Here is a 26,413-nt window from a genome sequence, read left to right as displayed (position 1 = left end):
GGCAAGCCCCCTCCCACATTTTGATTTGTGTATGACTCAGGATCTGCGCGTCAGTGGCTGTGCGGTGAATTTCACACCGGCCAGACCATGGGCGATCAACGCGCGGATATTTCCGTGGTCACTGCCCTCCGGCGTAGCCACCACTGAGCGGTAATGCTCGCCAAACGCCAGCAACGCTTCCTGATCGCTCAACCCTTCCAGCAACGCCAATCCAAGTGTCTTGCACGAACCTTCGTTCTGGCCGGCGGCGTTTTCGACATCGCCGTTGGTGAATGCTTGTGGCTGGTAGTCATAACCGGTGGCGACGAACGCCAAGGTGTCGGCGAAGGCATGGGTACCGCTGGTGAGGCTGGCGCGCAGGGTGTTCAGGTCAGTCATGGGCTTTTCCTTTGGCAAACGCCGCGTGTTGGTCGGCGCTGGCTTCTTTCTGGTATTGGGCTTTCCACTCGGCGTACGGCATGCCGTACACCACTTCACGGGCGTCATCGAGGCTCAGTTCGATCTGGCGCTCATCGGCCTCGGCCTTGTACCACTTGGACAGGCAGTTACGGCAGAAGCCGGCGAGGTTCATCAGGTCGATGTTCTGTACATCCTTGCGGCTGTCCAGGTGTGACACCAGCCGGCGAAAGGCGGCGGCTTCGAGTTCGAGGCGTTGTTGGTCGTTCATAGGGCTCACTTGACTATCAGCGGCTGGCCGCCAGAGTGATCGAAACCGACTCGGCAAAGCGCAGCGCATGGGGTTTGTCGACTTCGACTTCGGCGTACAGCACCGACTCGTTGCTCATCACCAGGTCGAGCAGCTCTTGGGTCAGGCGTTCGAGCAAGGCGAAGCGGTTGCCTTCGACGTGGGCAATGATGGCCTTGGTGATGGTGCGGTAGTTCAGCGCGTGGTCGATGTCATTATCGCGCACGGCTTCCTGGGCGGCATACAGGATGGTCAGGTTGATCAGCACATCCTGCTTGTTGAGGATTTCGTCCTCGTTGATGCCGATAAAGGTGCGCAGGCACAGGTCCTTGACCCGGATGCGCGCCATGCCTGGTTGAAGTTGTGGCATTGCTACTTGCTCCGTCCAATCAGTTGCAGGAACTCCATGCGCGTGGTGTTCGACTCGCGGAACGCGCCGAGCATCACCGAGGTGTTCATGGTTGAATTCTGTTTTTCCACGCCGCGCATCATCATGCACATGTGCCTGGCTTCGATCACCACCGCCACGCCGGCGGCCTGGGTCACGTCCTGGATGGCGTCGGCAATTTGCCGCGTAAGGTTTTCCTGGATCTGCAGGCGCCTGGCATACATGTCGACGATGCGCGCCAGTTTCGACAGGCCCAGCACCTTGCCGGTCGGAATGTAGGCCACATGGGCCTTGCCGATAAAGGGCAACAGGTGGTGCTCACACAGCGAGTACAGCTCGATGTCCTGGAGGATCACCATCTCGTCATTATCGGAGGCGAAGAGCGCGCCGTTGACGATTTCTTCCAGGTTCTGCTCGTAGCCATGACACAAGTATTGCATCGCCTTGGCGGCGCGCTTGGGGGTGTCGAGCAAACCTTCGCGTTCCGGGTCTTCGCCCAGGCCTTTGAGGATTTCGCGGTAATGGTGGGGCAGGGACAAGGTCATACAACATCCTCAAAACGGCTTACTTGATATGCCGCCCGCCGTTGACGGTCAGGGTGGTCCCGGTGACATAGGGGTTGTCCAGCAGGTAGCGCACGCTCTGGTAGATCACCTCAGGCCCAGGTTCGATGCCCAGCGCCGACTTGGCCAGGACCTTGGCACGGTAGGCCGCGTCGTCGCCTTCATTGAACATCACCATGGCCGGCGCGATGCCGTTGACCTTGATCAGCGGCGCGAACTCTGCGGCGAACGACAAGGTAAGGCTGTCGAGCCCGGCCTTGGTGGCGCAATATGCGATGTGCTGGCGGCTGCCCTTGCGTACCACGTCATCGCTGATATGCACGATATCGGCCGGTGTCGAACGTTGCAGCAGGGGTGAACAATGCCGGTTGATCAGGTACGGCGCAAGCATGTGCACGCTGAACATGTCGGTAAAGGCGTGGCTTTCGTCGTCAGGCGTTTCCGCGATCCAGGCCGAGGCGTTGTGGATGATCGCGCGCAGCGAGTCGGTATGTGCCTTCAGCTCAGTGATGAACGCCACAATCCCCGCTTCGCTGGAAAAATCGGCAAACAGGCCGACCGCACCGCGTTCGCGCAGCAGTTGCACACCTGGGCGTTCGCTGCGGTAGCTGAAGATGACCGATTGCCCTGCATCCAACAGACGCTCGGCGCAATACAGGCCGACGCGCTGGCCGGCACCGGTGATCAGGATCGGGGCGTTGGTTGCAGTCATGGGAGGCTCTAGTCGCTGGCAGGTGGAAACTATACCAGCGACCCGTCTCCCCTGTACTCAGGCAGCGGCTTCGCTGGCCTTGCGCGGTGGCGTGGGATGCAGCCAGTTCGCCAGCAGGTGCGTCGACAGCGGAATAAAGAAGTAAACCATCAGCGGTGTGAGCGCCAAGGTGCTGACCAGCACCCGGCTGAACAGGTCCAGTTCGCCGAGCAAGGGTGCCAGCCCAAAGTTGAACAGCAGCGACACCGGGAAAAACGCCAGCCAGATTGCCACCGCCTGTTTCCAGCGGGGTGGGCGGGCTCCCACAGCGCCAAACCAGCCATCGATGCCGCTCACGCGGTGCTCGGACGGGTCGGCGAACAGCTCGCTGCCACGGCTCAGCCAGGCACTGCGCGAAGCGGAAAACTCCCAGGCATGCAGGGTTTTTTCGTCGGCGAAGCGGAAGATGATCTGGAATTCATCGTCATTGGGCGGCGGGGCCAGCACGCCGGAACCCAGGTAACCGGGGAAGTCGGTGGCCAGTTGTTCGCCTTCGCGCAGCCAGGCCATCAGCTCTTCATAGCGTCCTTTGGCCACGCGGCGCGCGACCATCAACGTGACGGGTGAGGTAGACATGGTATATCTCCAAATGTACGGGTGCGCTGAACCGGGTAGGTGGCGCACAAAGAGGCGGCCGGGTGAGGCCGCTCTCTTAAAAAACAGGCAAGGATTATTCCTCTTTTGCCGAAATACACCAGAGACGTTGGTCCGATAAGTACGGCCTTGAAAAAGACAGGTTGATAAGCGTTAAATACCCTTCAGCCAGCATTGCCACATTTGGTCACCAATGCCCTTGATTACTGCTCCGATTGATAGCATTTCGCGTCCGATTTCGACAGATTCAGATCAGCTTTTTCCGATTCGGGAAGTCTCGAGATTGACAGGCGTAAACCCGGTCACCCTGCGAGCGTGGGAGCGGCGCTACGGGCTGATCCAGCCCATGCGCACCGAAAGCGGGCACCGTCTCTACTCCACGGCCGATATTGAGACGGTCCAGCGTATCCTTGATTGGACTGAACGCGGCGTAGCAGTGAGCAAGGTTGGCAAGATTCTGGCGCGTGACGATCAACAGATCGAAGCGATTCGTGCCGAGCGCGACGCGGCCGAAGACAGCGAATGGCCGCAGTGGCGAGCCCGGCTGATGCATGCCATCAGTGCGTTCGACGATCGTCAGTTGGAGAGCGTGTACGGCCAGGTGTTCTCGACCTATCCCCTGAGCATTGCGTTTCAGGACATTCTGATGCCGTTGTGGCGCGACTTGCTGCGCAACCAGGGCCGTTTCGGCCAGGCCAGTGAATGGCTGTTTTTCGATTCTTTTCTGTGTATGCAGACTTTACTGCGCCTGCAGGTGGCAAGCGCATCGCCCGCTCCCCAGGTATTACTGAGCGCCCTGCCGGGCGATTGCCGCAAATTGGAGCTACTGGTGGCGGCGCTGTTGATGAGCCGGGAGGATTTGTCCGTGAAGGTGCTGGGCTTGGACCAGCCGGTCGATGAGTTGACCCTGGTCTGTGAAAAGATCCGCCCCCAGGCGCTGGTCATGTTCTCCAATCACTCGCATAAGCATGACCTGGCTGCGCGTCTGAGCCGCTTGGCGTTGACCCTGGACTGCCCGCTGTTTCTCGCAGGCGCTGCATCGGACCTGTTGCAGGCCGATCTGGCCGGCACGTCCATCGGCTGCCTCGGCAGCGAAGGGCGCCAGATGCAGCGCCGTTTGCAGCAGTTTCTCAGTGGCGGTCTGGATACCTGATCTCAGGCATGTACATGGGGATGCACCAGACGATGCTGGTGCAGGATGAATTGGCGCAGGCGCTCGATTTCACCTGCGTCACTCTGATTCAGACGGTAGGCAAACAGGCCCCGGGCGGTTTCCCGCTCCAGCGTGCCACGCAACGCAATACGTTCGTAACCGGACGGACTGAACCATAAAGAAAAGGTTTTCGGCGGTCTGGCTCGGCCACGCCCTTCCACCAGCACACCCTTGAATGACACTTCGTGCACCCACAGCGCACTGGCGTAGCCCTTGATGTTCTCCAGGGCCACCGGTGTTTCAAGGGCCAGGCGCCACGGGCGGATCATCGGCCCGTCTTCAAAGATACTCGGCACACCCAGGCGCAGATGCACCGCATGAAACTCATCTTCCACCAGGTGCAGGGGAAAGGTCAGTTGCTGGTTATCGAACTGCGCCTGGATGGTGACTTGGTCGTGAGCGGCCAACCGCGTGAGCAAATCGCGAATCTGCGCACCGCCATTCACCGTCAGGCTCGACCATGCATCCCGCAGGTTGAGCTGCGGGTTGTGCTGCATGTCCTGGATAAACGCCAGTTCGTCCTGGGTCAAAAGAGCATCGCGGTGCATGGATATAGCTCAAAGTTGGGCATTAAAAGGCCATTATCGCTCTAAAGACCGCCATTTTTACAGCTTGTTAATTCCACTCGTCACCTTGAGCGCCGCCAGCTCAGCTTTAAGCTCGGCTACCTGGGCTTCCAGCTGGGCGACGCGTTGCTGCGCTTTTACCTGGACGGTGACGTCTTTTTGCACGCCGACGAAATACGTCTGCTGGTCGGCCGCGTTGTACACCGTTGACAGTGATAACTCGTTCCAGAAATGTGTGCCGTCCTTGCGGTAGTTGCGCAGGATTTCCCGGCACGCGCCACCGCTGTCGAGCGCCTCGCGGATCGCCATCAGGCCTGGCTGGTCACGGTCGCCCGCCTGCAGGAAACGGCAATCCTGATAAAGGATGTCGTCCAGAGTGTAGCCGGTCAGGCGTTCGAAGGCCGGGTTGACGTAGATCAGTGGCTTGTCTTCGCCTTCTCGTTCGGCGACGACAATTCCGTCGTTGGAGGCGTTGATGACCATTTGCATCAGCTTGGCGTTGATCATTGAGCGGTCCATGGCTTGTTGTTGAGGTCTGAAGTTTATGACACGTCTTGAATGTTGCACGGCGCGCGCTGAGAAAACTGCGCCAGCTGCTAATATCCTACGCTTTCGCTCAATTACAGGATCAGATTGATGAAAGTCGCCATCCTTTCCGGCTCGGTCTACGGCACAGCTGAAGAAGTCGCTCGCCACGCCGAAAAAATCCTCAAAGCAGCGGGTTTTGAAGCCTGGCACAACCCGCGGGCCACGCTGGCCGACGTGCAGGCCTTCGCGCCCGAGGCGTTCCTGGCGGTCACATCGACCACCGGCATGGGCGAGCTGCCCGACAATCTGCAACCGCTGTACTCAAGCATTCGCGACCAGCTGCCCGCCGCCTGGCGCGGCCTGCCCGGTGCGGTCATTGGCCTGGGCGACGCCAGCTACGGCGATGCCTTCTGCGGCGGCGGCGAGCAAATGCGCGAAGTGTTCAGTGAGTTGGGCCTGCGCGAAGTGCTGCCGATGCTGCGCCTGGACGCCAGCGAAAGCGTGACCCCGGAGACCGACGCCGAGCCGTGGCTGGCCCAGCTGATTGCCGCACTGCGCTGACCGACCCCGTGAGGCGCTGTCCGCGTACTTTTATTGACGGCGCTTCTCTGACACCGTTTGTACTATTCTCCAGGCTGACTCGCTCAGTCATCAAGCTGGCTGCGAAGGCAACTCCGCAAGCCAGGGCGTCTGACTAGACTGGCTCATCACTTAAAAAATAATAATAAATGCGCCAAGGAGGTCATTATTGTGAGCCTAGCCCCCGTTCTATCGTCACAGAATGTCAAAGATCAGGTCAGCGCGGCCGAATGGCAAGCCCGTGTCGACCTGGCGGCCTGCTATCGCCTGGTGGCGATGCACGGTTGGGATGATCTGATCTTCACGCATATTTCCGCCAAGGTGCCGGGCACCAATGATTTCCTGATCAACCCCTATGGGCTGATGTTCCACGAAATCACCGCCTCAAGCCTGGTCAAGGTGGACCAGGCCGGCAACAAACGCATGGACAGCCCCTACGAGATCAATCCCGCGGGCTACACCATCCACAGCGCCATCCACGAAGTGCGCCACGACGTGACCTGCGTGCTGCACACCCATACTGCCGCCGGTGTCGCCGTGTCTGCGCAAAAGCAGGGCGTGCTGCCGATCAGCCAGCAGTCGCTGTTTGTGCTGTCGAGCCTGGGCTATCACGCCTATGAAGGCGTCGCACTGAATCACGATGAAAAGGCGCGCTTGCAGGCGGACCTGGGCGAACACAACTTTCTGATGCTGCACAACCATGGCCTGCTGACGTGCGGCGCGACCATCGCCGACACCTTTCTGATGATGTTCACGTTCCAGCGTGCCTGTGACATCCAGGTACTGGCGCAGAACGGCGCTGCCGAGTTGATCACCATCGAGCCGCAGATTCTGGCCGGTGCCAAGGCGATGGTGGCGGCTGTCACAAAAAGCGCCCAAGGTATGGGCGGTGCGCTGGCCTGGCCGGCGCTGCTGCGCACATTGGATAACCAGGACCCCGGGTATAAAAGCTGATGCCACTTGCCGAGATACCGCTCAGCGCCTGGCGCAAACGCGGCCAGGATTTCGTCTTTCGCGGCCGCTCCATTCGTTATTGGGTGGCCGGGCAGGGCGAGCCGCTGCTGCTGATCCATGGCTTTCCCACGGCCAGTTGGGATTGGCATTACCTGTGGCAGCCCCTGGCCCAGCGCAATCTGGTGATCGCCTGCGACATGCTCGGCTTCGGCGAATCGGCCAAACCGCTGGATCACGAGTATTGCCTGCTGGAGCAAGCCGACCTGCAACAGGCGTTGCTTGAACACCTGGGGGTGGCAGAGCCGGTGCACATATTGGCCCATGACTATGGCGACAGCGTGGCCCAGGAACTCCTGGCCCGGCATTACGAAGGCCGGTTCCAGATGGCCAGTTGTGCGTTTCTCAACGGTGGGCTGTTCCCCGAAACCCATCGCGCAACCTTGGTGCAGAAATTATTGCTCAGCCCCCTGGGCTGGATGATCGGCCGAGCCTCTGGACGAAGTAGCCTGGCCAACAGTTTTAACCAGATTTTTGGTCCCCGGACGCTACCGAGCGAAAGCGCCCTGGATGATTTCTGGAGTTTGATTGAACACAACGACGGCCCGCGCATCCTGCACAAGCTGATCAACTACATTCCCCAGCGCCGTCGCCTGCGTGACCGCTGGGTGGCGGCAATGCAGCGCGGCGACGTGCCGTTGCGGGTCATCGACGGTGAGGTCGACCCCATTTCGGGCGCGCATATGGTGGAGCGCTATCAACAGCTAGTGCCGAATGCCGATGCCATCTTGCTGGCCGATATCGGCCATTACCCACAGATCGAGGCGCCGGTCCAGGTGCTCAGGCATTACCAGGCGTTTCGCGAGCGTATTGGCCTGCGGTCAGCGCGTGCGGCCTATTCCTGAGCCTTGCGCCACAAGGCGGCATCATCCCGCTGCCTTATCGAGCACCATTCAGCGTCGGCCGTATTTATTGTGACCCAAGGCCCGGTGCCTGACACTCTGCCCATTGCCATCGTCGCCCAAGGAGTTCGGTATGAGTCAGTCAGTGCAGTTGCAGGATAAGGTCGTGATCGTCACCGGCGCCGGCGGCGGATTGGGCCGCGCCCACGCGCTGCTGTTCGCCCGGCACGGGGCCAAGGTGCTGGTCAATGACCTCGGTGGCTCGACCCAGGGCGAAGGCGCCAACGCCTCGGCGGCTGACCGCGTGGTGGCCGAAATCCGCGCAGCGGGTGGCGTTGCGCACGCCAACCATGATTCCGTCACCGATGGCGATAAAATCGTGCAGAACGCGCTGGATGCCTTCGGTCGTATCGATGTGGTGGTGAACAACGCCGGGATCCTGCGCGACAAGACCTTCCACAAGATGGACGACAGCGACTGGGACCTGGTTTACCGGGTGCATGTCGAAGGCGCCTACAAAGTCACCCGCGCCGCCTGGCCGCATCTGCGCGAGCAGGGCTACGGCCGGGTGATCTTCACCGCGTCCACCTCGGGCATCTACGGCAACTTCGGCCAGTCCAACTACGGCATGGCCAAGCTCGGCCTGTATGGCTTGACCCGCACTCTGGCGCTGGAAGGGCGCAAGAACAACATCCTGGTCAACGCGATTGCGCCCACCGGCGCCACGCGCATGACCGAGGGGCTGATCCCGCCACAGGTGTTCGAGCGTCTCAAGCCGGAACTGGTCAGCCCGTTGGTGGTGTACCTGGGCAGCGAAGCCTGCCAGGAAACCTCGGGCTTGTTCGAAGTGGGCGGCGGCTGGATCGGCAAAACCCGCTGGGAGCGCAGCCTGGGCGTAGGCTTTGACCCCGAAGCGGGCTTTTCGCCGGATGACGTGGCGGCGCACTGGCAGCAGATCTGCGACTTCGAAGGGGCGGCGCACCCCAACGACACGATCGAGGCATTGAAGGAGATGATGGCCAACTTGCAGAAGTTCAGCCTCTGATCGTTGCCGTAAAAACAGTGAATCCCGCGGGGCGTCAATGGCGCCCCGTTTTTATTTCAGGCATAAAAAAAGCCGCTGCACAGGCAGCGGCCGAAGTAAGACGTTGGATCAAGGAGCGATAAATCAACGTCAGTGAACACAGGTAACAGATTGAATGTCTTGGCAATCCGTTGAATTCAAGCTTTTCTCCAGAACCTCGGAGCGGGCTGTTTGCCCTGAAAGCGAGATAAGCATAGTCGGTTGTAACAGAATGAGTAATAGCGGTTCAGGACAAGGACTGTTACCAAAACGGCAATAATTGAGCGCATGCCATCGATGCTTCTGATAGGCCACCATCCATCCAATCCATGACGCGCGCCGCACCCATGGCCCGCGCGGCCCGTCATCCTTTCGAGCGACAACACGAATACCTCCTTGGTGCGCTTATCGCTCCTCCTGAGCGGCAGTAGGGTGGGGCCTTCTGTCACTCACCGGGGAAGACGCATGACAAAAACAACAATGCGCGCCATCTTCACGCCACAGGCGCTGGCCGCTGCGGTTGCCTTGGGTTGCTGTGCCCAGGCCCACGCTGTTTCGTTCAACATCGGCGAGATCGAAGGGCAATTCGATTCCTCGCTATCGGTCGGCGCGAGTTGGGGCACGCGGGATGCCGACAAAAGCCTGGTCGGCACCGTCAACGGCGGCACGGGCCAGGCGTCCACCGGGGATGACGGGCGCCTGAACTTCAAGAAGGGCGAGACCTTCTCGAAAATCTTCAAGGGCCTGCATGATCTTGAACTGAAATACGGCGACACCGGTGTGTTCGTGCGCGGCAAGTACTGGTACGACTTCGAGCTCAAGGACGAAGACCGCGAGTTCAAGCAGATCAGCGACCACAACCGCAAGGAAGGCGCCAAATCCAGCGGTGCGCAGATTCTCGATGCCTTCGTCTACCACAACTATTCCCTGGGCGACCTGCCCGGTACCGTGCGCGCCGGTAAGCAAGTGGTCAGTTGGGGTGAAAGTACCTTCATCGGTAACTCCATCAACAGCATCAACCCGATCGACGTGTCGGCGTTCCGTCGTCCGGGGGCCGAGATCAAGGAAGGCTTGATCCCGGTGAACATGCTGTTCGCCTCCCAGAGCCTGACCAATCAGCTCACCGTAGAAGGTTTCTATCAACTGGAATGGGACCAGACCGTACTGGACAACTGCGGCACCTTCTTCGGCGGCGACGTAGCGGCGGATGGCTGCACCGGTAACTACACGGTGGGCAGCCCGGGGATTGCACCGCTGCAACCGATTGCAGCGGCACGCGGCCAAGGCTTTGTGGTCACCCGCGAGGGTGTGGTGGTGCAGCGCGCTGCGGACCGTGATGCGCGTGACTCCGGCCAGTTCGGCGCCGCCTTGCGCTGGCTGGGTGACGACACCGAATACGGCCTGTACTTCATGAACTACCACAGCCGCACCCCGACCGTGGGCACGATTACCGCCAATACCAACCTGGCAACCATCGGCGCCATTGGTGCCGCCGCTCCGCCGGGCTTGGGTGGGGCCCTGGCCCAGAGCACCATGCTCGGGCGTGGCCAGTACTACCTGGATTACCCGGAAGATATCCGTCTGTTCGGTGCCAGCTTCTCCACCACCTTGCCCACCGGCACGGCGTGGACCGGCGAAATCAGCTATCGGCCCAATGCGCCCGTGCAACTCAACACCACCGACCTGACCCTGGCGCTGGTCAACCCGATTGCCGGCAACACCGCGTCGCCGATCCGCAGTTCGTTTGGCGCCGACAACAAAGGCTACCGTCGCAAGGAAATCACCCAGATCCAGAGCACCATGACCCAGTTCTTCGACCAAGTGCTGGGCGCCGAGCGCCTGACCCTGGTGGGCGAAGCGGCCGTTGTGCACGTCGCCGGCCTGGAAGACAAAACCCGACTGCGTTATGGCCGTGACTCGGTGTACGGCGCCTATGGGTTCCAGGGTGACACCGACGGTTTCGTCACCTCCACCTCCTGGGGTTACCGCGCGCGGGCGATCCTTGATTACAACAACGCGATTGCCGGGGTGAACCTCAAGCCCAACCTGTCCTGGTCCCATGACGTGGCCGGCTACGGCCCCAACGGCTTGTTCAATAAAGGCGCCAAGGCGATCAGCGTCGGTGTGGATGCGGACTACCGCAGCACCTACACCGCCAGCCTCAGCTACACCGACTTCTTTGGCGGCGACTACAACACCCTGACCGACCGTGACTTCCTCGCCCTTAGCTTCGGCGTGAACTTCTGATCTGGCTTAAAGAAGGACAAGAACTATGCGTAAGACAATTGCAGCGTTGGCCCTGAGTCTGCTGGCCGCCCACGTGATGGCCGCGGTATCGCCGGAAGAAGCCGCCAAGCTCGGCACCAGCCTGACCCCGGTGGGCGCCGAAAAAGCCGGCAACGCCGATGGCTCGATCCCGGCCTGGACCGGCGGCATTCCGAAAAACGCCGGCGCGGTGGACAGCAAGGGCTTTCTCGCCGATCCGTTTGCCAGTGAAAAACCGCTGTTCGTGATCACCGCCGCCACCGTCGACAAGTACAAGGACAAGCTCTCCGACGGCCAGGTGGCGATGTTCAAGCGCTACCCCGAGACCTACAAGATCCCGGTGTACCCGAGCCACCGTACGGTCAACCTGCCAGCGGATATCTACGAGTCGATCAAGCGCAGCGCACTGAACGTCAAGGCGATCAACGACGGCAACGGCCTGGAGAACTTCACCGGTAACCGTTACTACGCGTTCCCGATTCCCAAAAACGGCGTGGAGGTGTTGTGGAATCACATCACCCGTTACCACGGCGGCAACCTGCGCCGCATCATCACCCAGGCCACGCCACAGACCAACGGCAGCTACACGCCGATCCGCTTCGAAGAGGAAGTGGCGGTGCCGCAGGCCATCCCCGATATCGACCAGGCCAAGGCGGCCAACGTGCTGAGCTATTTCAAGCAATCGGTCACGGCGCCGGCGCGGCTGGCCGGCAACGTGCTGCTGGTGCACGAAACCCTCGACCAGGTGAAGGAGCCACGCCTGGCCTGGATCTACAACGCCGGCCAGCGCCGGGTGCGGCGGGCGCCGCAGGTTTCGTATGACGGGCCGGGCACCGCCTCCGACGGCCTGCGCACCACCGACAACTTCGACATGTTCTCCGGCGCGCCCGACCGCTATGACTGGAAACTGGTGGGCAAGAAGGAACTGTACATCCCTTACAACAGCTACAAACTCGATTCGCCGACCCTCAAATACGACGACATCATCAAGGCCGGGCATATCAACCAGGACCTGACCCGCTATGAACTGCATCGCGTCTGGGAAGTGGTCGGCACCGTCAAGCCGAGCGAGCGCCACATCTACGCCAAGCGCCACATGTACATTGACGAAGACAGCTGGCAAGTCGCCCTGGTGGACCACTACGACGGTCGCGGCCAACTGTGGCGCGTCGCCGAAGGCCACGCGCAGTTCTATTACGACCACCAGGTACCGGCCTACACCGTGGAAACCCTGTACGACCTGATCGCCGGGCGTTATCTCGCGTTGGGCATGAAGAACGAAGAGAAAAGCAGCTTCGTCTTCGGCTTCGCGGCCAAGGCAGCGGATTACACCCCGGCGGCGCTCAGGTCTGAAGGCGTGCGCTAAAGATCATTCCCACGCTCCCGCGTGGGAATGCAGCCCGTGACGCTCTGCGTCACCTGTGCGCGACGGTTTGCGGGACGCGGAGCGTCCCAGGAGGCATTCCCACGCAGAGCGTGGGAATGATCATTCGGGGGCCCCCTCCCACATTGGGTTTTGCGCATATCTTTCAATCACCCCGCTGAATACTTCTTCAACAACCGCCCACCACAGGACTAGGGTTGCATCACAATAAAAAAGCAGGATGCAGCAATGACCGCCATGACACGCTGCCTGGACCGTCCTGGATTCATGCCCCGGCTGTCCGCTCACCATCTGCTGCGCCCGCGCCTGGCCGCGCCTTTGCTCGCGGCACCGGCGCGGGTGAAGCTGCTGTGCGCGCCGGGCGGCAGTGGCAAGAGCACGCTGCTCGCCGAGTGCGCGTTGCAGGCGCCGCCTGGGTGCCAGGTTCACTGGTTGGCGCTTAATGGCGTGGTTGCATGCCCCGTGGATTTCTCCCGGCGCCTGGCCCACAGCCTTGGGCTGTCTTACACCGATGAAGCGACGTTATTGCTGGACCTGGGGCGTTGGCAACACACGGCGTGGCTGTTCCTCGACGATTTTTGCCGGCTGCCCGCGCCTGCGCTGGACGCGCTGCTGGACCGGTTGCTCACCGCCAGCAGCCCGGCGCTGACCTGGTGGCTGGGCGCGCGGCGGCGCCCGGCGTGCAATTGGCCGCGCCTGTTGCTCGATGACGAATTGCTGGAGTGCGGCAGTACCGAACTTTCGTTCAGCGCGACGGAAATCCAGGCGTTGCTCGGCCCAGGGCAGAGCGTCGACCACATCATGCAATTCAGCGCCGGATGGTGCGCCGGGGTGCGTATTGCGCTGCTCGGTGACGGCCATCCCGATAAAACCCTGCTCGATTATCTGCAACACGAAGTGTTCAGCAGCTTGCCGGCGGAATTGGCCGAAGCCTGGCGGGTGCTGGCCAACCTGCCGCGCTTCAATACCGGCCTGTGTGAACACCTGTTCGGCTCGGGTGACGGCGCTCAGTACCTGCGCGAGCTTCAAGAGCTCGGTGCGTTTATCCAACCCTGGGAAGGCACCACCGATTGGCTGCACATTTTTGCGCCCCTGGCGCGTTTGCTGCGCGAAGAACCCTGGCCGGCCAAGCGCGCCTGGCACCGGCGCGCGTGCCAGTGGTTCAGCGCCGAGCAGGACTGGCAGGCGGCCTTCGAACAGGCGCTGCTGGCGCAGGAATATGAGGGCGCGGTGAGCCTGTTGCAGCATTTCAGTTTCGAAGACTTGTTCCGTGGGCAAAATGCTCTGCTGCTGTTGCGCCTGCATGAGCAGCATGGCGATGAACTGATGCTCGGCTCGGCACCGCTGGTGGGCCTGGTCACGGCGGCACTGCTGTTTGCCGGGCGGTTCGAGCAGGCGGCGGTGTGCATCGACCAGTTGGCTCGATTCGCGCCGCGACCGACGGCGGCGGCGCAGCGTCATCTGGTGGCGCGCTGGCAGGCGCAAGCCGGCTGGTTACTGCACCTGAGCGGCGATGCCGAGCGCTCCCGCGAGCATTTCCTCGAGGCCCTGCAAGCCTTGCCCGAGAGCGCCTGGACGTCACGCCTGATGTGCCTGTCGGGCCTGACCCAGCAAGCCATGCTGCGCGGTGAGCTGGACGTGGCCCAAGCGCTGAATCGCGAAGCGCTGTGCCTGGCCCGCGCCCACGGTTCGCTGGTGCTGGAGGCCTTGCTCGAGTTGGATCACGCCCAATTGCTGGAACAACGCGGCGCGCCTTACCGGGCGCAGAGTTTGTTGGAAAGCGTGCAGGCGATGCTGGTCGAGCAACGCTTGCAGGCTGGGCCGCTGATGGGGCGTATCGCCCTGCGACGCGGGCATCTCGCCTTGCGCCAAGGGCAGGACGCCTTGGCGCATGAGTGTTTCGAGGCCGGTTTGAACATCTGCCTGCACAGCCAGGACAAGCGGGTGCTCTACGGGTTTCTCGGGCTGGCGCTGCTGGCGGCGAATCGCGGTGATTACGCCCAGGCGTTTATCCAGTTGCGCGATGCCGAGCGGCTGATGCAGCAGCGCCATGTCCCCGACCTGGTGTACCGCGCGGTCCTGTTGTTGGTCAGCGCGCATTTCTGGTTGCAGCAAGGGCGCGCGGAGTTGACGGTGCAAGCGATGCGCCGCGTGTTGCGTCACTTCCATGGGCCCTGCGCCAAGCAGGCGCCGCCGGCCACGCTGGAATTGATCCCGCGTCTTGAGTACCTGTTGGTGCTGGCCGAGGTCAGGCTGGGCTGCGCCGAACACCCGCTCGAGCGACTTGGTGCCTTGCTCGACAGCACCAGGCAACGCGGCATGCTCTGCCTGGAAACCGAACTGCAGCTGGTGCTGGGGGAGGTGGCCTGGCGGCTGGGCGAGCCGGCGCGGGCGCGCGTGGCCCTGCAAGCCGGCCTGGAACTGGCGGCGCGTTGTCAGGTGCAGCAGGCGGTGCGCGAGTTGCGTTTACGTGCGCCGGGGTTACTCAGTGAGTTGGGGCTGGAACCGCAAGCCGCGCCAGTCGGCGCCACGCAAAACCCGCTGAGCCTGCGCGAACTGGAAGTGCTGCAGTTGATCGCCCTGGGCAACTCCAATCTGGAAATTGCCGAGCGCCTGTATATCTCCCTGCACACCGTCAAGACCCATGCGCGGCGTATCCACAGCAAACTCGGGGTAGAGCGGCGCACCCAGGCAGTGGCCAAGGCCAAGACGCTGGGCTTGATGGGCTAAGTGCGAAAGGCCTGGCGATAGTCCCCAGGCGCCGCCCCCATGGCTTGGCGGAAGCGCTGGTTGAAATGGCTGGCGCTGGAGAACCCGCACCGCCAGGCAATCTCACCCACGGCCAGGGAGCTGTCGCGCAACAGCGCTCTGGCACGGGCTAGCCGGCGCGCCAGCAGGTATTGGTGGGGAGGCAGACCGAAGCTTTGCCGGAACATGCGGGCGAAATGGTATTCCGACAGCGCGCACAGGCCGGCCAGTTGGCCGAGGCTGATGGCGTCCTGCAGGTGATGGTCGATGTACTCAACCAAACGCCGTCGCTGGTGCGCGGCCAGTCCACCTTTGACGCGCAGGCCTTCGCGGGCGCCGACCTGGCTGAGCAGGGTGTGACTGAGCATTTCATGGGCCAGGCTGCTGGTCAGCAGGCGCTCACCGGGCTCCTGCCAGTTGAGGGCGATCAACTGGTGAAAGCGCGCGGCCAGGCTGGCGTCCTCGAGGAAGGTGCTTTCGCGCAGTTGCAGTTCACGGGGTTCGCGGTCGAGCAGAGTGACGCAGCCGAGGGCGAATTGTTCGGGGCTGAAATAGACATGGGCCAGGCGAATCTGGCCATTGATCACCCAGGTCGATTGGTGCTCGGCCGGCAGGATGCACAGTTTGTCGGGGCCGCCCTTGGTGCCCGGTTGGTCACGGCGAAAAGTGCCGGTGCCGCCGCCGATGTAGCACGACAAAGTGTGATGGCTGGGCGCCTGGTAATCCTGGGAGTCGTGGTGGTTGCTCCACAACGCCGCAGACAAACCGTCACCGAGCTCGGCGCAGGCTTCCAGGCGTGCGTTGGGCGAGCGGTTAAGGGCTTGAAAGACGTGCAGCGATTGCAGCTCTGGCATGGTGTGTTCTCCGACGTTTTGCATCCTACTCCGCCGTCATGGCGCTGTGAGCCCCGCCCCCTGAAAAAGCGCAAGAATGTGCAAGAGCGTCGCACAGGGAAAACGCGACACTGTGGCTCACTCACCGGAGCCCGCTATGAACCTTTTCCTGTATGTACTCACTGTACTGATCTGGGGCACGACCTGGATCGCGCTCAAATGGCAGTTGGGCGTGGTGGCGATTCCCGTGTCGATCGTTTACCGCTTCGGCTTGGCGGCCCTGGTGCTGTTCGTGCTGTTGCTGCTCAGCCGCCGGCTGCAGGTGATGAACCGGCGCGGGCACCTGATTTGCCTGGCTCAGGGCCTGTGCCTGTTCTGCGTCAACTTCATGTGTTTTCTGACCGCCAGCCAGTGGATTCCCAGCGGCCTGGTGGCGGTGGTGTTTTCCACGGCGACCTTGTGGAACGCGCTGAATGCCCGGGTGTTTTTCGGCCAGCGGGTCGCGCGGAATGTGTTGATGGGCGGCGGTCTTGGTTTGCTCGGCCTGGGCTGTTTGTTCTGGCCCGAATTGGCAGGGCACGCCGCCAGCCCACAGACCTTGCTCGGCCTGGGCCTGGCCTTGCTGGGCACGCTGTGTTTTTCGGCGGGCAATATGCTCTCGAGCCTGCAACAGAAGGCCGGGCTGCGGCCCTTGACCACCAATGCCTGGGGCATGGCCTATGGTGCGGCGATGCTGGCGGCGTATTGCGCAGTACGCGGTATTCCGTTCGAGATGGACTGGAGCACGCGTTACATCGGCGCCTTGTGGTACCTGGTGATTCCAGGCTCGGTGATCGGCTTTACCGCCTACCTGACGCTGGTCGGCCGCATGGGGCCGGAGCGGGCGGCGTATTGCACTGTGTTGTTTCCGGTGGTGGCGCTGAACGTATCGGCCTTTGCCGAGGGTTATCAGTGGACGGCACCGGCCCTGGCGGGGTTGGTGCTGGTGATGTTGGGTAATGTGTTGGTGTTTCGCAAGCCCAAGGGTGTGAGCCCGGTCTTCAAGGCAAAGGCAGTCTGAATGTGGGAGGGGGCTTGCTCCCGATAGCGGTGGGTCAGCTGTAAATGTGCTGGCTGACACACTGCCATCGGGAGCAAGCCCCCTCCCACATTGACCGGGTTGACCCTGGTTATTTTATGCCAAGGCGCTTGGCCATGCGGCCAAGGTTGGCGCGGTCCAGGCCCAGCTCTCGGGCGGCGCCGGCCCAGTTGTGTTGATGGCGTTCCAGGCAGGCGTTGATGATCTGGCGCTGGTAATGCTCGGTGGCCTGGCGCAGGTCGCCGGTGATGTCGCGGGCGACAGCGGCCGGTGCTTCGATGGCGGCTGCGCTGACATCAGGCAGGTCCAGATCCGCCGCGCTCAGGCTGAGAATCTTCGGACGTTCGCGGCAATGCCCCAGGGCTTTGAGCGCACTGCGTCCGATCAAATGTTCCAGCTCGCGCACATTGCCAGGCCAGTCGTAGGCCAGCAGCGCCGCCTGGGCATCACTGGTCAGGCGCAGGCTGCCCAGGCCCATGCGTGAGCGGTTGTGTTCCAGAAAAAAACCGGCCAGCAGCAACACATCGCGCCCGCGTTCACGCAGCGCAGGCACTTGCAGCGGGTAGACGCTCAAGCGGTGGTAAAAGTCGGCGCGGTAGCGGCCATGGCGCACTTCTTCGGCCAGGTCGCGGTTGGTGGCGGCAATCAGGCGCACATCCACCTGATGCTCTTTGTCCGACCCCAGGCGCTGCAACTGGCCGCTTTGCAGCACCCGCAGCAGCTTGGCCTGCACGCTCAGCGACAGCTCGCCCACTTCATCCAGAAACAGCGTGCCGCCGTTGGCCAGTTCGAATTTGCCCCGGCGTTCATTCAGTGCGCCGGTGAAGGCACCGCGTACATGGCCGAACAGCTCGCTTTCCACCAGGGTTTCGGGCAGCGCGGCGCAGTTGAGGCTGATCAGCGGTTTGTCGGCACGCGACGACGCGGCGTGGATCGCCTGGGCGACCAACTCCTTGCCGACCCCGGTTTCACCGGTTATCAGCACGGTCAGGTCACTGCCGCCCACCAGATTGATTTCCTCGACCAGGCGCTTGTGCGCCTTGCTCTGGCCGATCATTTCCTTGTGCTGCTGGCCGCTGGCCTGGCGGTAGATCTCGGCGCGCTGGTGTTCGTCTTCGGCGCGCAACGCCAGGCGCTCAATGCGCGCGGCGACGTTGACCGTGGCGGCGGCGAGGCTGGCGAAGGCTTGCAGGGCGTCGAGTTCGACCCGTTCGAAGCGCTCGGTGTCGAGGGCGTCCAGGGTCAGCAGGCCCCACGGCTGATCGTCGATAAACAACGGGCAGCCCATGCAGTCGTGGACCTCCAGATGCCCGTGCAGACCCTCCACCAGGCCGTCGTAGGGGTCGGGCAATTCGCTGTCGCTGTCAAAGCGGGTAGGGCCGGGGCTGCTCAGCAGCAGCGCAAAACGCGGGTGTTCGCTGATCTTGAAGCGCCGACCCAAGGTATCGGCGCTCAAGCCATCCACGGCCAGCGGCACCAGCCATTCGCCCTCCAGGCGCAGCAAGGCGGCGGCATCACACGGCAGCAGGGCGCGCATGGCATGCAGCAGGCGTCGATAGCGCTCGCCTTCGGGCAAGTCCCGTGACAGGTCGGCCACGAGGGGCAGCAGAGTGGTGAGCAGCGATTGTGCAGTCATAATGACTCCTTGTGGTCCTTATGACTATAAACTGTAGGAAGTCATTCTGACTACGATGTATTTAAGTTGCTGAAAAACATGGATTTATTAGTTGGCACGATTACTGAGTACCTGAGGGCAACGAATGAAAAGACCCAGGAGTCTCCCATGCTGAGCGCCCAAGACCGTGCCATCGTCAAATCCACTGTGCCCCTGCTGGAAAGCGGTGGCGAAGCGTTGATCACCCATTTCTACCGCATGATGCTGTCCGAATACCCCGAAGTTCGCCCACTGTTCAACCAGGCCCACCAGGCCAGCGGCGACCAGCCGCGCGCCTTGGCCAATGGCGTGCTGATGTACGCGCGGCATATCGACCAGTTGGACCAGCTGGGCGACTTGGTGGCCAAAATCATCAACAAGCACGTGGCCTTGCAGATCCTGCCGGAACACTACCCGATCGTGGGAGCCTGCCTGCTGCGGGCTATCTCCGAAGTGCTGGGCAGCGAGATTGCCACCCCTGAGGTGATGAGCGCCTGGGGCGCGGCGTATGGGCAGTTGGCGGACATTCTGATCGGTGCCGAAGCGGCTATTTACGACGAGAAAGCCCAGGCGCCCGGCGGCTGGCGCGGTGCGCGGCCGTTCCGGTTGGTCAAGCGCGTGGAGGAGAGCAACGAGATCACCTCGTTCTACTTCGCCCCGGTGGACAACGGCCCGATCCTCAGCGCTGCGCCCGGCCAATACATCGGCATGAAGCTGGTGCTCGACGGCGAGGAAGTCCGTCGCAATTATTCCCTGTCGGCCCTGAGCAATGACGGCCTGTACCGCATCAGCGTCAAGCGCGAAGCCGGTGGGCGAGTGTCCAACTATTTGCATGACCAGTTGCACGTCGGCGCGACCCTTGACCTGTTCCCGCCCTCGGGCGAGTTCACCCTGGCCGCCAGCGACAAGCCGCTGGTGCTGATCAGCGGCGGGGTGGGCATTACCCCGACCCTGGCGATGCTCGAAGCGGCCCTGGCTACCGAGCGCCCGGTGCATTTCATCCACTGCGCGCGAAACGGTGCGGTGCATGCATTCCGGGACTGGGTAGACGCGCTGGCGGCGAGGCACCCGCAGCTCAAGCGCTTCTACTGCTATGCCGAGGATGACGGCGTAAGCCCGGCGGCGGACAAGGTCGGCCTGTTGAATCAGGAACAACTGGCGGCGTGGCTGCCCGAGGCGCGCGACATCGATGCGTACTTCCTGGGGCCTAAAGGCTTCATGGCAGTGATCAAGCGCCATCTCAAGGCCCTGGGCGTACCCGAGAAACAAAGCCGCTACGAATTCTTCGGCCCGGCTGCTGCCCTGGAGTAAGTTCTTCACAGCAACAGTGAACCAGTGTGGGAGGGGGCTTGCTCCCGATAGCGGTATGTCAGTGACAGACAAGCTGACTGATCCACCGCTATCGGGAGCAAGCCCCCTCCCACATTTAGCTCTTCATTTTTCCTGATTAATCCGTTGTTAACTCCTCTCTGTTTTAACGGGTACCTGTGTGTAAACTTGTTGCCATTGGCACAAACAAAGGAAAACGGGGATGAGTGACGAATTGCGTTTGGGCAGGGAGCGGCGCTTTCTGGTGTTGCTGGGCATCATCTGCCTGGCGCTGATCGGCGGAGCGCTGTACATGCAAGTGGTGCTGGGCGAAGCGCCGTGCCCGCTGTGCATCCTGCAACGCTATGCCTTGCTGTTGATCGCGATCTTCGCGTTCCTCGGCGCTGCCATGCGCGGCAAAGGGGCGGTTACGTTCTTTGAAGGGCTGGTGGTCCTCAGCGCCCTGGGCGGTGTGGCTGCCGCCGGTCATCATGTGTATACCCAGTTCTTCCCTCAGGTCAGCTGCGGCATTGATGTGCTGCAGCCGATCGTCGATGACCTGCCCCTGGCCAAAGTGTTTCCCCTGGGCTTTCAGGTCGATGGTTTCTGCAGCACGCCCTATCCGCCGATCCTCGGCCTGTCCCTGGCGCAATGGGCGTTGGTTGCGTTCGTGCTGACGGCGATCCTGGTGCCCCTGTGCATCTATCGTAATCGTCACCCCAAAGCCTGAACCCGTTCACTAAAACGCCCCGGTCTCCTTGAGTGAAGGCCGGGGCGTTTTTGTGTGTAGGGATTTGTGAAAGAGCCGTGACGAGCGGCAATGAATAGTGTGCGCAGCGTGCGACATGTTGTCACACGGAGGCTGTCGCAGGGCATTTCTGAATGGCCGAACCGGCCGCCGAATTTGCATCCGGGGCACAAAACGTGCTGTCAATTTGTGGTTTGAAAGATACCGCCGGGCGCGTGAGGTTTGAGCCGATGAGCGCTCTGCAAATGCCTTGTTTTATGGGGACTTTGCCACGTTTGCCATGCCCTTACACAGCGTAAGGGGAGTGGCAATCTGCCCAATATCAGCGCAATTTTTGTGGTTTTTGTTGAGAATTGAACGCGATAACATCGCGAACCCTTGCAGGAATGGTGAAGTATTATTGCTGTAATCGATAAAAATTATTTCTTTATCAGACATGGTTTATACATCGCTAGCTAACTACAATCGCCCGCACTGAATGTCCGGTGCTGTTCAATATTTGAGCATTGGAGCGGTCGAGGAGCAGATGGAAGGCTCTGTGCGATCCCAGGTTCCGGCAGCCTTTCAACTTTCCGCACCAAATGGAATTGGTCTGTAACAAGGCCTTTAGCCACGAAATCGAATAAGAACTCACCGCAGGTCCGTGCGACGTACAGCTATGACGTAACGGGCAGGCTCTTATTCAATCGAAGAGAAATGCCAACCCTTGGCAGGGTGAAGTGTTGGCGATCAAAACCCAACTGCATTGCGCAAGCTGCTTTAGAGGTCGTGAGATGAGTAAAAACAGGTACCCCCGATTACTAGGCTTTTTGCCGCTGCTTGGCATGATGTTAATGCTGGGAGGCTGCAAGTGGACCTTGCTCGACCCAAAAGGACAGGTCGGTCTGGATGAACGAAACCTGATCATCACCGCCACCCTGCTGATGCTGCTGGTCGTGATCCCTGTGATCATCATGACCTTCGCCTTCGCCTGGAAATACCGCGCGTCCAACACCAGCGCTACCTACGCGCCGAAGTGGTCGCACTCCACCAAGATCGAAATCGCGGTGTGGCTGGTCCCGATCCTCATCATCATTGCCCTGGGTTATGTGACCTACAAGTCCACCCATGCACTGGACCCGTACCGTCCGCTGGAATCGGACGTCAAGCCGATCAACATCGAAGTGGTCGCGCTGGACTGGAAGTGGCTGTTCATCTATCCGGACCTGGGTATCGCCACTGTGAACCAGATCCGCTTCCCGGAGCACACTCCGCTTAACTTCAAGATCACCTCCGACGCCGTGATGAACTCGTTCTTCATCCCAGCCCTGGGCGGCCAGATCTATGCGATGGCAGGCATGCAGACCAAGCTGCACCTGATCGCCAACCAGAAAGCTGAAATGGAAGGCATCTCCGCCAACTACAGCGGCGCTGGCTTCACCGGCATGAAATTCAAAGCGATCTCGACGAGCCAGGAAGAATTTGACGCCTGGGTAGCCGAAGTCAAGGCCGCACCTAAACAGCTTGATCAAGCTGAATACGACGCCCTGACCAAACCAAGCCAGAACAACCCTGTCGCCCTGTACTCCGCGTTTGAGCCGAACCTGTTTCAGAAAATCGTCGACAAGTACGAAGGTATGAAGCCAGGCAAGCCGGTCAAGCACGAGAAGAAAGAAGTGGCCGTGGTTGAAGGTTCTGACACAGGCGCGCATTCAACTGCTGGGGCAGAGGAGTAAACGATGTTTGGTAAATTAAGTTGGGACGCGGTCCCTTTCCACGAGCCGATTGTGATGATTACCATCGCCATGATCGCGCTGGGTGGTCTGGCACTGTTTGCGGGTATCACCTACTTCAAGAAGTGGACCTACCTGTGGACCGAGTGGCTGACTTCGGTCGACCACAAGAAAATCGGCGTCATGTACGTCATCGTTGCCATGGTCATGCTGCTGCGTGGTTTTGCCGACGCCATCATGATGCGTACCCAGTTGGCCATGGCCACCGAGGGTTCGCCTGGCTACCTGCCACCTGAACACTATGACCAGATCTTCACCGCCCACGGTGTGATCATGATCATCTTCATGGCGATGCCATTCTTCACCGGCTTGATGAACCTGGCCTTGCCGCTGCAGATCGGTGCGCGTGACGTTGCCTACCCGTTCCTGAACTCCCTGAGCTTCTGGCTGCTGGTATCCGGCGTTGTGCTGATCAACGTGTCCCTGGGCGTCGGCGAATTCGCCAAGACCGGTTGGGTTGCGTATCCGCCATTGTCGGGCCTGCAATACAGTCCGGGCGTGGGTGTGGACTACTACATCTGGGCGCTACAGTTATCAGGGCTCGGGACGACATTGACGGGGGTCAACTTCCTGGCCACCGTGCTGAAAATGCGCGCCCCTGGCATGAAACTGATGGACATGCCGATCTTCACCTGGACCTGCACCTGGGCAAACGTGCTGATCGTGGCTTCGTTCCCGATCCTGGCCGCTACCATGGCGCTGCTGTCGCTTGACCGTTACCTGGATTTCCACATTTTCACCAATGAACTTGGTGGCAATCCAATGATGTACGTGAACCTGTTCTGGGCATGGGGTCACCCTGAGGTGTACATCCTGATCCTGCCAGCGTTCGGTATCTTCTCCGAAGTGATCTCGACCTTTACCGGCAAGCGCCTGTTCGGTCACCACTCGATGGTTTATGCATCGGGTGCGATCTCGGTACTGGGCTTCATGGTGTGGCTGCACCACTTCTTCACCATGGGTTCGGGGGCCAGCGTCAACGCCTTCTTCGGCCTGGCGACGATGCTGATTTCCATCCCGACGGGGGTGAAGCTATTCAACTGGCTGTTCACCATCTACCACGGTCGTCTGCGCATGACCAGCCAGGTCCTGTGGACCCTGGGCTTCATGGTGACCTTCGCCATCGGCGGCATGACCGGCGTACTGCTGGCCATCCCGGGTGCTGACTTCGTGCTGCACAACAGCCTGTTCGTGATCGCTCACTTCCACAACGTGATCATCGGTGGTGCGGTATTCGGCTACATCGCTGGTTTCAGCTTCTACTTCCCGAAAGCGTTCGGCTTCAAGCTGCACGAAGGGTGGGGCAAGGCTGCATTCTGGTTCTGGATCTCGGGCTTCTTCGTCGCGTTCATGCCGCTCTATGCACTGGGCTTCATGGGCATGACCCGTCGTCTGAACGCCACCACCAACCCTGAGTGGGTGCCGTACCTGTACGTCGCCATGTTCGGTGCGGTGATGATCGCTGTGGGCATCGCCTGCCAGCTGATCCAGCTGTATGTCAGCGTGCGTGATCGCAAGCAGAACCTGTGCGAATCGGGCGACCCGTGGAATGGCCACACCCTGGAATGGTCGACCTCGTCGCCACCGCCGTTCTACAACTTCGCCGTGATTCCTACCGCGAACACCATCGATGCGTTCACCGAAGCCAAGGAAGACGGTACTGCGTACCAGCAACCCAAGCACTACGAGCCGATCCACATGCCAAACAACACCGCCACTGGCGTGGTGATGGGTGCGCTGTTGACCGTGTTCGGTTTCGCGATGATCTGGCACATCTGGTGGCTGGCAATCGCGAGCCTGGTGGGCACTATCGGTTACTTCATCATTCACGCTGCCCGTGATGATCAAGGCTACATGGTGCCGGTCGAAACGATCGAACGCATCGAAGCCGAGCAGCACGCTCGCCTGGTAGCCGAGAAGAAGATCCCGGCCAACCGTGTAGAAACCTCGTTGGAACAGGCTTAAACCATGTCGAACTTAGTGACCAATGCTGGACACGCCCATGTCGATGACCATGGGCACGATGACCATCACCACGACTCGGGGCCAATAACCGTCTTCGGTTTCTGGCTCTACCTGATGACCGACTGCATCTTGTTTGCGTCGATCTTCGCGGTGTACGCGGTACTGGTAAACAACGTAGCGGGTGGCCCGTCGGGCCACGACATCTTCGAACTGCCTTACGTGCTCGGCGAAACCGCCTTGCTGTTGTTCAGTTCGATCACCTACGGCTTCGCCATGTTGGCCTTCTACAAGGGCAACAAGAAAGGCGTCCTGAGCTGGTTGGCACTGACCTTCCTGTTCGGCCTGGGCTTCATCGGCATGGAGATCAACGAGTTCCACCTGCTGATCTCCGAAGGCTACGGCCCGCACCGTTCCGGTTTCCTGTCGGCGTTCTTCACGCTGGTCGGCACCCACGGTCTGCACGTATCCGCCGGCCTGCTGTGGATGGCGGTGATGATGTATCAGGTCAATAAGCACGGCCTGACCAACACCAACAAGACCCGCCTGAGCTGCCTGAGCCTGTTCTGGCACTTCCTGGACGTGGTCTGGATCTGCGTATTCACCGTCGTTTACTTGATGGGGACTCTGTAATGGCTAATGCACACTCCCATGACAGCCACGATTCAAGCCACGGCAGCGTAAAGTCTTACGCCATCGGCTTTATCCTGTCGGTCATCCTGACCCTGATCCCGTTCGGCCTGGTGATGTACCCAACCCTGCCGAAGTCGATCACCTTGATGATCGTGTTGGCGTTCGCGGTGATTCAGGTCCTGGTTCACCTGGTGTACTTCCTGCACCTGGATCGTTCCAAAGAGCAGCGCGAGAACGTGATTGCGTTCGTGTTCGCAGGCCTGGTGATCGTTCTGCTGGTTGGTCTGTCGCTGTGGATCATGTTCAGCATCCACACCTACATGATGGCGAAGTGAGGTAAGACCCGATGTCGCTTAAGCACTTTATCCAAATCACCAAACCGGGGATCATTTTCGGTAACGTGCTTTCTGTGGCGGGCGGTTTCTTCCTGGCCTCCAAGGGACATGTCGATCTGGCCATCTTCCTGGCTGCAATGATCGGCACGTCCCTGGTGGTAGCTTCCGGATGCGTGTTCAACAACTGCATCGACCGTGACATCGACGTCAAGATGGAGCGCACCAAGAATCGCGTGCTGGTCCAGGGCCTTATCTCCCTGAAGCTGGCACTGATTTTCGCGACCGTCCTGGGTGTCGCGGGCGTGGTGTTGTTGTACAAGGTGGCCAACCCGTTGGCGGCGCTGTTTGCCGTAATCGGTTTTGTCATCTACGTCGGCCTCTACAGCCTCTACCTCAAGCGCAAGTCGGTACACGGCACGCTGGTGGGCAGTCTGTCGGGGGCGATGCCGCCGGTGATTGGTTATGTGGCTGTAACCAATAGCTTCGACATGGCCGCGCTGGTGCTGCTGGTGATGTTCAGCCTGTGGCAGATGCCGCATTCCTACGCCATCGCGATTTTCCGCTTCAATGACTACCTGGCTGCGTCGATTCCGGTTCTGCCGGTCAAGCGTGGCATCCAGGTGGCCAAGAAACACATCCTGCTCTACATCCTGGCCTTCCTCGTGGCGACCTTGATGTTGACCTTCAGTGGCTACGCCGGCATGAGCTACCTCGCCGTCGCCGCGGCCATGGGCATGTACTGGTTGTACATGGCCTGGACCGGCTACAAGGCGGTGGATGACACCGTCTGGGCGCGCAAGCTGTTCGTGTTCTCGATCTTCACCATCACCGCGCTCAGCGTGATGATGTCCCTGGATTTCCAAGTGCCGAAAGAGCTGTTGCTGACGTACGCGCCCTGAGTGGTCTGGCA

Annotated in this window: 26 protein-coding genes; 16 read left to right on the top strand and 10 right to left on the bottom strand. The window is 60.7% G+C overall.

Features of this window, described 5'->3' with window-relative positions:
- Positions 1-36 precede the first annotated feature (36 nt).
- From C4J88_RS22465 to C4J88_RS22440, 6 genes are read right to left on the bottom strand one after another with little or no spacing between them, the layout of a single operon-like run.
- Entirely contained in the window at positions 37-378 is a 342-nt protein-coding gene (locus C4J88_RS22465; RefSeq protein ID WP_124408148.1) for a HopJ type III effector protein, read from the bottom strand.
- Positions 371-667, bottom strand: a complete 297-nt coding sequence (locus tag C4J88_RS22460; RefSeq protein WP_124364360.1) for a DUF1244 domain-containing protein — start codon at positions 665-667, stop codon at positions 371-373. The genes C4J88_RS22465 and C4J88_RS22460 overlap by 8 nt, the downstream gene beginning before the upstream one ends.
- Before the next feature lie 16 nt (positions 668-683).
- A complete protein-coding gene (gene folX, locus C4J88_RS22455; protein WP_003194073.1) occupies positions 684-1,055 on the bottom strand; it encodes a dihydroneopterin triphosphate 2'-epimerase in 372 nt (123 codons plus the stop codon).
- A gap of 2 nt (positions 1,056-1,057) precedes the next feature.
- Positions 1,058-1,618: a GTP cyclohydrolase I FolE gene (gene folE / locus C4J88_RS22450; RefSeq protein WP_124364359.1), complete on the bottom strand. Its 561-nt coding sequence runs from the start codon at positions 1,616-1,618 to the stop codon at positions 1,058-1,060.
- 19 nt (positions 1,619-1,637) lie between these two features.
- Positions 1,638-2,348, bottom strand: a complete 711-nt coding sequence (gene folM / locus C4J88_RS22445) for a dihydromonapterin reductase (protein ID WP_124364358.1) — start codon at positions 2,346-2,348, stop codon at positions 1,638-1,640.
- Between the two features lie 57 nt (positions 2,349-2,405).
- Entirely contained in the window at positions 2,406-2,963 is a 558-nt protein-coding gene (locus C4J88_RS22440; RefSeq protein ID WP_124371811.1) for an antibiotic biosynthesis monooxygenase, read from the bottom strand.
- 211 nt (positions 2,964-3,174) lie between these two features.
- Here C4J88_RS22440 and C4J88_RS22435 point away from each other — a divergent pair, with 211 nt between their 5' ends.
- Complete coding sequence (locus C4J88_RS22435; RefSeq protein WP_124408147.1) at positions 3,175-4,134, top strand: MerR family transcriptional regulator; 960 nt, start codon at positions 3,175-3,177, stop codon at positions 4,132-4,134.
- A gap of 2 nt (positions 4,135-4,136) precedes the next feature.
- Here C4J88_RS22435 and C4J88_RS22430 read toward each other — a convergent pair whose 3' ends face one another.
- Positions 4,137-4,742, bottom strand: a complete 606-nt coding sequence (locus tag C4J88_RS22430; protein WP_124368309.1) for a hypothetical protein — start codon at positions 4,740-4,742, stop codon at positions 4,137-4,139.
- A 57-nt stretch (positions 4,743-4,799) separates the two neighbouring features.
- The gene (locus tag C4J88_RS22425; RefSeq protein ID WP_124364354.1) at positions 4,800-5,267 is read right to left on the bottom strand and encodes a PAS domain-containing protein; all 468 of its coding nucleotides are present in this window, start codon (positions 5,265-5,267) and stop codon (positions 4,800-4,802) included.
- A gap of 129 nt (positions 5,268-5,396) precedes the next feature.
- Here C4J88_RS22425 and C4J88_RS22420 point away from each other — a divergent pair, with 129 nt between their 5' ends.
- The 7 genes from C4J88_RS22420 to C4J88_RS22390 all read left to right on the top strand — a co-directional run bounded on the left by C4J88_RS22420 (position 5,397) and on the right by C4J88_RS22390 (position 15,162).
- Positions 5,397-5,849: a flavodoxin gene (locus tag C4J88_RS22420; RefSeq protein ID WP_124408146.1), complete on the top strand. Its 453-nt coding sequence runs from the start codon at positions 5,397-5,399 to the stop codon at positions 5,847-5,849.
- Positions 5,850-6,038: 189 nt separating this feature from the next.
- The gene (locus C4J88_RS22415; protein WP_124408145.1) at positions 6,039-6,821 is read left to right on the top strand and encodes a class II aldolase/adducin family protein; all 783 of its coding nucleotides are present in this window, start codon (positions 6,039-6,041) and stop codon (positions 6,819-6,821) included.
- Positions 6,821-7,723: an alpha/beta fold hydrolase gene (locus C4J88_RS22410; RefSeq protein ID WP_124368306.1), complete on the top strand. Its 903-nt coding sequence runs from the start codon at positions 6,821-6,823 to the stop codon at positions 7,721-7,723. Before C4J88_RS22415 ends, C4J88_RS22410 begins: the two co-directional genes overlap by 1 nt.
- A 130-nt stretch (positions 7,724-7,853) precedes the next feature.
- Positions 7,854-8,765 (top strand): SDR family oxidoreductase, encoded by a 912-nt coding sequence (locus tag C4J88_RS22405; protein WP_124408144.1) that lies wholly within the window; start codon positions 7,854-7,856, stop codon positions 8,763-8,765.
- A gap of 483 nt (positions 8,766-9,248) precedes the next feature.
- On the top strand, positions 9,249-11,030 hold the full coding sequence (locus C4J88_RS22400) for a DUF1302 domain-containing protein (RefSeq protein ID WP_124405242.1): 1,782 nt from the start codon (positions 9,249-9,251) through the stop codon (positions 11,028-11,030).
- A 25-nt stretch (positions 11,031-11,055) separates the two neighbouring features.
- Entirely contained in the window at positions 11,056-12,414 is a 1,359-nt protein-coding gene (locus C4J88_RS22395) for a DUF1329 domain-containing protein (protein ID WP_124364348.1), read from the top strand.
- Between the two features lie 246 nt (positions 12,415-12,660).
- On the top strand, positions 12,661-15,162 hold the full coding sequence (locus tag C4J88_RS22390) for a LuxR C-terminal-related transcriptional regulator (protein WP_124408143.1): 2,502 nt from the start codon (positions 12,661-12,663) through the stop codon (positions 15,160-15,162).
- Here the strand turns inward: C4J88_RS22390 and C4J88_RS22385 are convergent.
- Positions 15,159-16,034: a helix-turn-helix domain-containing protein gene (locus C4J88_RS22385; protein WP_124408675.1), complete on the bottom strand. Its 876-nt coding sequence runs from the start codon at positions 16,032-16,034 to the stop codon at positions 15,159-15,161. The genes C4J88_RS22390 and C4J88_RS22385 overlap by 4 nt on opposite strands.
- A 136-nt stretch (positions 16,035-16,170) precedes the next feature.
- Here C4J88_RS22385 and C4J88_RS22380 point away from each other — a divergent pair, with 136 nt between their 5' ends.
- The gene (locus tag C4J88_RS22380) at positions 16,171-17,073 is read left to right on the top strand and encodes a DMT family transporter (protein ID WP_124408142.1); all 903 of its coding nucleotides are present in this window, start codon (positions 16,171-16,173) and stop codon (positions 17,071-17,073) included.
- 109 nt (positions 17,074-17,182) lie between these two features.
- On the opposite strand, the gene norR is transcribed toward C4J88_RS22380, so the two are convergent.
- Positions 17,183-18,727 (bottom strand): nitric oxide reductase transcriptional regulator NorR, encoded by a 1,545-nt coding sequence (gene norR, locus C4J88_RS22375; RefSeq protein ID WP_124408141.1) that lies wholly within the window; start codon positions 18,725-18,727, stop codon positions 17,183-17,185.
- 147 nt (positions 18,728-18,874) lie between these two features.
- Here norR and hmpA point away from each other — a divergent pair, with 147 nt between their 5' ends.
- The 7 genes from hmpA (at position 18,875) to cyoE (ending at position 26,402) form a co-directional block, all read left to right on the top strand.
- Positions 18,875-20,056 carry an NO-inducible flavohemoprotein gene (gene hmpA, locus C4J88_RS22370; protein ID WP_124408140.1) on the top strand — a complete coding sequence of 394 codons (1,182 nt, stop codon included), beginning with the start codon at positions 18,875-18,877 and terminating at the stop codon, positions 20,054-20,056.
- 220 nt (positions 20,057-20,276) lie between these two features.
- Positions 20,277-20,783, top strand: coding sequence for a disulfide bond formation protein B (locus C4J88_RS22365; RefSeq protein ID WP_124408139.1), 507 nt, complete (start codon positions 20,277-20,279; stop codon positions 20,781-20,783).
- Between the two features lie 791 nt (positions 20,784-21,574).
- Positions 21,575-22,516 carry a ubiquinol oxidase subunit II gene (gene cyoA, locus C4J88_RS22355; protein ID WP_124359764.1) on the top strand — a complete coding sequence of 314 codons (942 nt, stop codon included), beginning with the start codon at positions 21,575-21,577 and terminating at the stop codon, positions 22,514-22,516.
- A 3-nt stretch (positions 22,517-22,519) separates the two neighbouring features.
- The gene (gene cyoB / locus C4J88_RS22350) at positions 22,520-24,538 is read left to right on the top strand and encodes a cytochrome o ubiquinol oxidase subunit I (protein WP_124364342.1); all 2,019 of its coding nucleotides are present in this window, start codon (positions 22,520-22,522) and stop codon (positions 24,536-24,538) included.
- Between the two features lie 3 nt (positions 24,539-24,541).
- Positions 24,542-25,168 carry a cytochrome o ubiquinol oxidase subunit III gene (locus C4J88_RS22345; protein ID WP_057723999.1) on the top strand — a complete coding sequence of 209 codons (627 nt, stop codon included), beginning with the start codon at positions 24,542-24,544 and terminating at the stop codon, positions 25,166-25,168.
- Positions 25,168-25,503 carry a cytochrome o ubiquinol oxidase subunit IV gene (cyoD, locus tag C4J88_RS22340; RefSeq protein ID WP_003194051.1) on the top strand — a complete coding sequence of 112 codons (336 nt, stop codon included), beginning with the start codon at positions 25,168-25,170 and terminating at the stop codon, positions 25,501-25,503. Before C4J88_RS22345 ends, cyoD begins: the two co-directional genes overlap by 1 nt.
- 11 nt (positions 25,504-25,514) lie before the next feature.
- A complete protein-coding gene (cyoE, locus tag C4J88_RS22335; RefSeq protein ID WP_124364341.1) occupies positions 25,515-26,402 on the top strand; it encodes a heme o synthase in 888 nt (295 codons plus the stop codon).
- Positions 26,403-26,413: the final 11 nt, after the last annotated feature.

It is taken from the genome of Pseudomonas sp. R4-39-08 (assembly GCF_003852275.1).
Taxonomy (GTDB): domain Bacteria; phylum Pseudomonadota; class Gammaproteobacteria; order Pseudomonadales; family Pseudomonadaceae; genus Aquipseudomonas.
The sequence above is the reverse complement of the archived record's forward strand: the minus strand, read 5'-3'. Positions and strand labels throughout refer to the sequence as shown.

Bases quoted from the DNA above. Each gene is read 5' to 3' on its own strand.
- C4J88_RS22405 (WP_124408144.1), top strand. From the start codon at position 7,854: ATGAGTCAGTCAGTGCAGTTGCAGGATAAGGTCGTGATCGTCACCGGC.
- folM (WP_124364358.1), bottom strand. From the start codon at position 2,348: ATGACTGCAACCAACGCCCCGATCCTGATCACCGGTGCCGGCCAGCGC.
- folX (WP_003194073.1), bottom strand. From the start codon at position 1,055: ATGCCACAACTTCAACCAGGCATGGCGCGCATCCGGGTCAAGGACCTG.
- C4J88_RS22430 (WP_124368309.1), bottom strand. From the start codon at position 4,742: ATGCACCGCGATGCTCTTTTGACCCAGGACGAACTGGCGTTTATCCAG.
- C4J88_RS22410 (WP_124368306.1), top strand. From the start codon at position 6,821: ATGCCACTTGCCGAGATACCGCTCAGCGCCTGGCGCAAACGCGGCCAG.
- hmpA (WP_124408140.1), top strand. From the start codon at position 18,875: ATGCTGAGCGCCCAAGACCGTGCCATCGTCAAATCCACTGTGCCCCTG.
- C4J88_RS22380 (WP_124408142.1), top strand. From the start codon at position 16,171: ATGAACCTTTTCCTGTATGTACTCACTGTACTGATCTGGGGCACGACC.
- C4J88_RS22395 (WP_124364348.1), top strand. From the start codon at position 11,056: ATGCGTAAGACAATTGCAGCGTTGGCCCTGAGTCTGCTGGCCGCCCAC.
- cyoE (WP_124364341.1), top strand. From the start codon at position 25,515: ATGTCGCTTAAGCACTTTATCCAAATCACCAAACCGGGGATCATTTTC.
- C4J88_RS22420 (WP_124408146.1), top strand. From the start codon at position 5,397: ATGAAAGTCGCCATCCTTTCCGGCTCGGTCTACGGCACAGCTGAAGAA.
- C4J88_RS22365 (WP_124408139.1), top strand. From the start codon at position 20,277: ATGAGTGACGAATTGCGTTTGGGCAGGGAGCGGCGCTTTCTGGTGTTG.
- C4J88_RS22440 (WP_124371811.1), bottom strand. From the start codon at position 2,963: ATGTCTACCTCACCCGTCACGTTGATGGTCGCGCGCCGCGTGGCCAAA.
- C4J88_RS22390 (WP_124408143.1), top strand. From the start codon at position 12,661: ATGACCGCCATGACACGCTGCCTGGACCGTCCTGGATTCATGCCCCGG.
- C4J88_RS22345 (WP_057723999.1), top strand. From the start codon at position 24,542: ATGTCGAACTTAGTGACCAATGCTGGACACGCCCATGTCGATGACCAT.
- C4J88_RS22465 (WP_124408148.1), bottom strand. From the start codon at position 378: ATGACTGACCTGAACACCCTGCGCGCCAGCCTCACCAGCGGTACCCAT.
- cyoB (WP_124364342.1), top strand. From the start codon at position 22,520: ATGTTTGGTAAATTAAGTTGGGACGCGGTCCCTTTCCACGAGCCGATT.
- C4J88_RS22435 (WP_124408147.1), top strand. From the start codon at position 3,175: ATGCCCTTGATTACTGCTCCGATTGATAGCATTTCGCGTCCGATTTCG.
- cyoA (WP_124359764.1), top strand. From the start codon at position 21,575: ATGAGTAAAAACAGGTACCCCCGATTACTAGGCTTTTTGCCGCTGCTT.
- cyoD (WP_003194051.1), top strand. From the start codon at position 25,168: ATGGCTAATGCACACTCCCATGACAGCCACGATTCAAGCCACGGCAGC.
- C4J88_RS22460 (WP_124364360.1), bottom strand. From the start codon at position 667: ATGAACGACCAACAACGCCTCGAACTCGAAGCCGCCGCCTTTCGCCGG.
- C4J88_RS22400 (WP_124405242.1), top strand. From the start codon at position 9,249: ATGACAAAAACAACAATGCGCGCCATCTTCACGCCACAGGCGCTGGCC.
- folE (WP_124364359.1), bottom strand. From the start codon at position 1,618: ATGACCTTGTCCCTGCCCCACCATTACCGCGAAATCCTCAAAGGCCTG.
- C4J88_RS22425 (WP_124364354.1), bottom strand. From the start codon at position 5,267: ATGATCAACGCCAAGCTGATGCAAATGGTCATCAACGCCTCCAACGAC.
- norR (WP_124408141.1), bottom strand. From the start codon at position 18,727: ATGACTGCACAATCGCTGCTCACCACTCTGCTGCCCCTCGTGGCCGAC.
- C4J88_RS22385 (WP_124408675.1), bottom strand. From the start codon at position 16,034: ATGCCAGAGCTGCAATCGCTGCACGTCTTTCAAGCCCTTAACCGCTCG.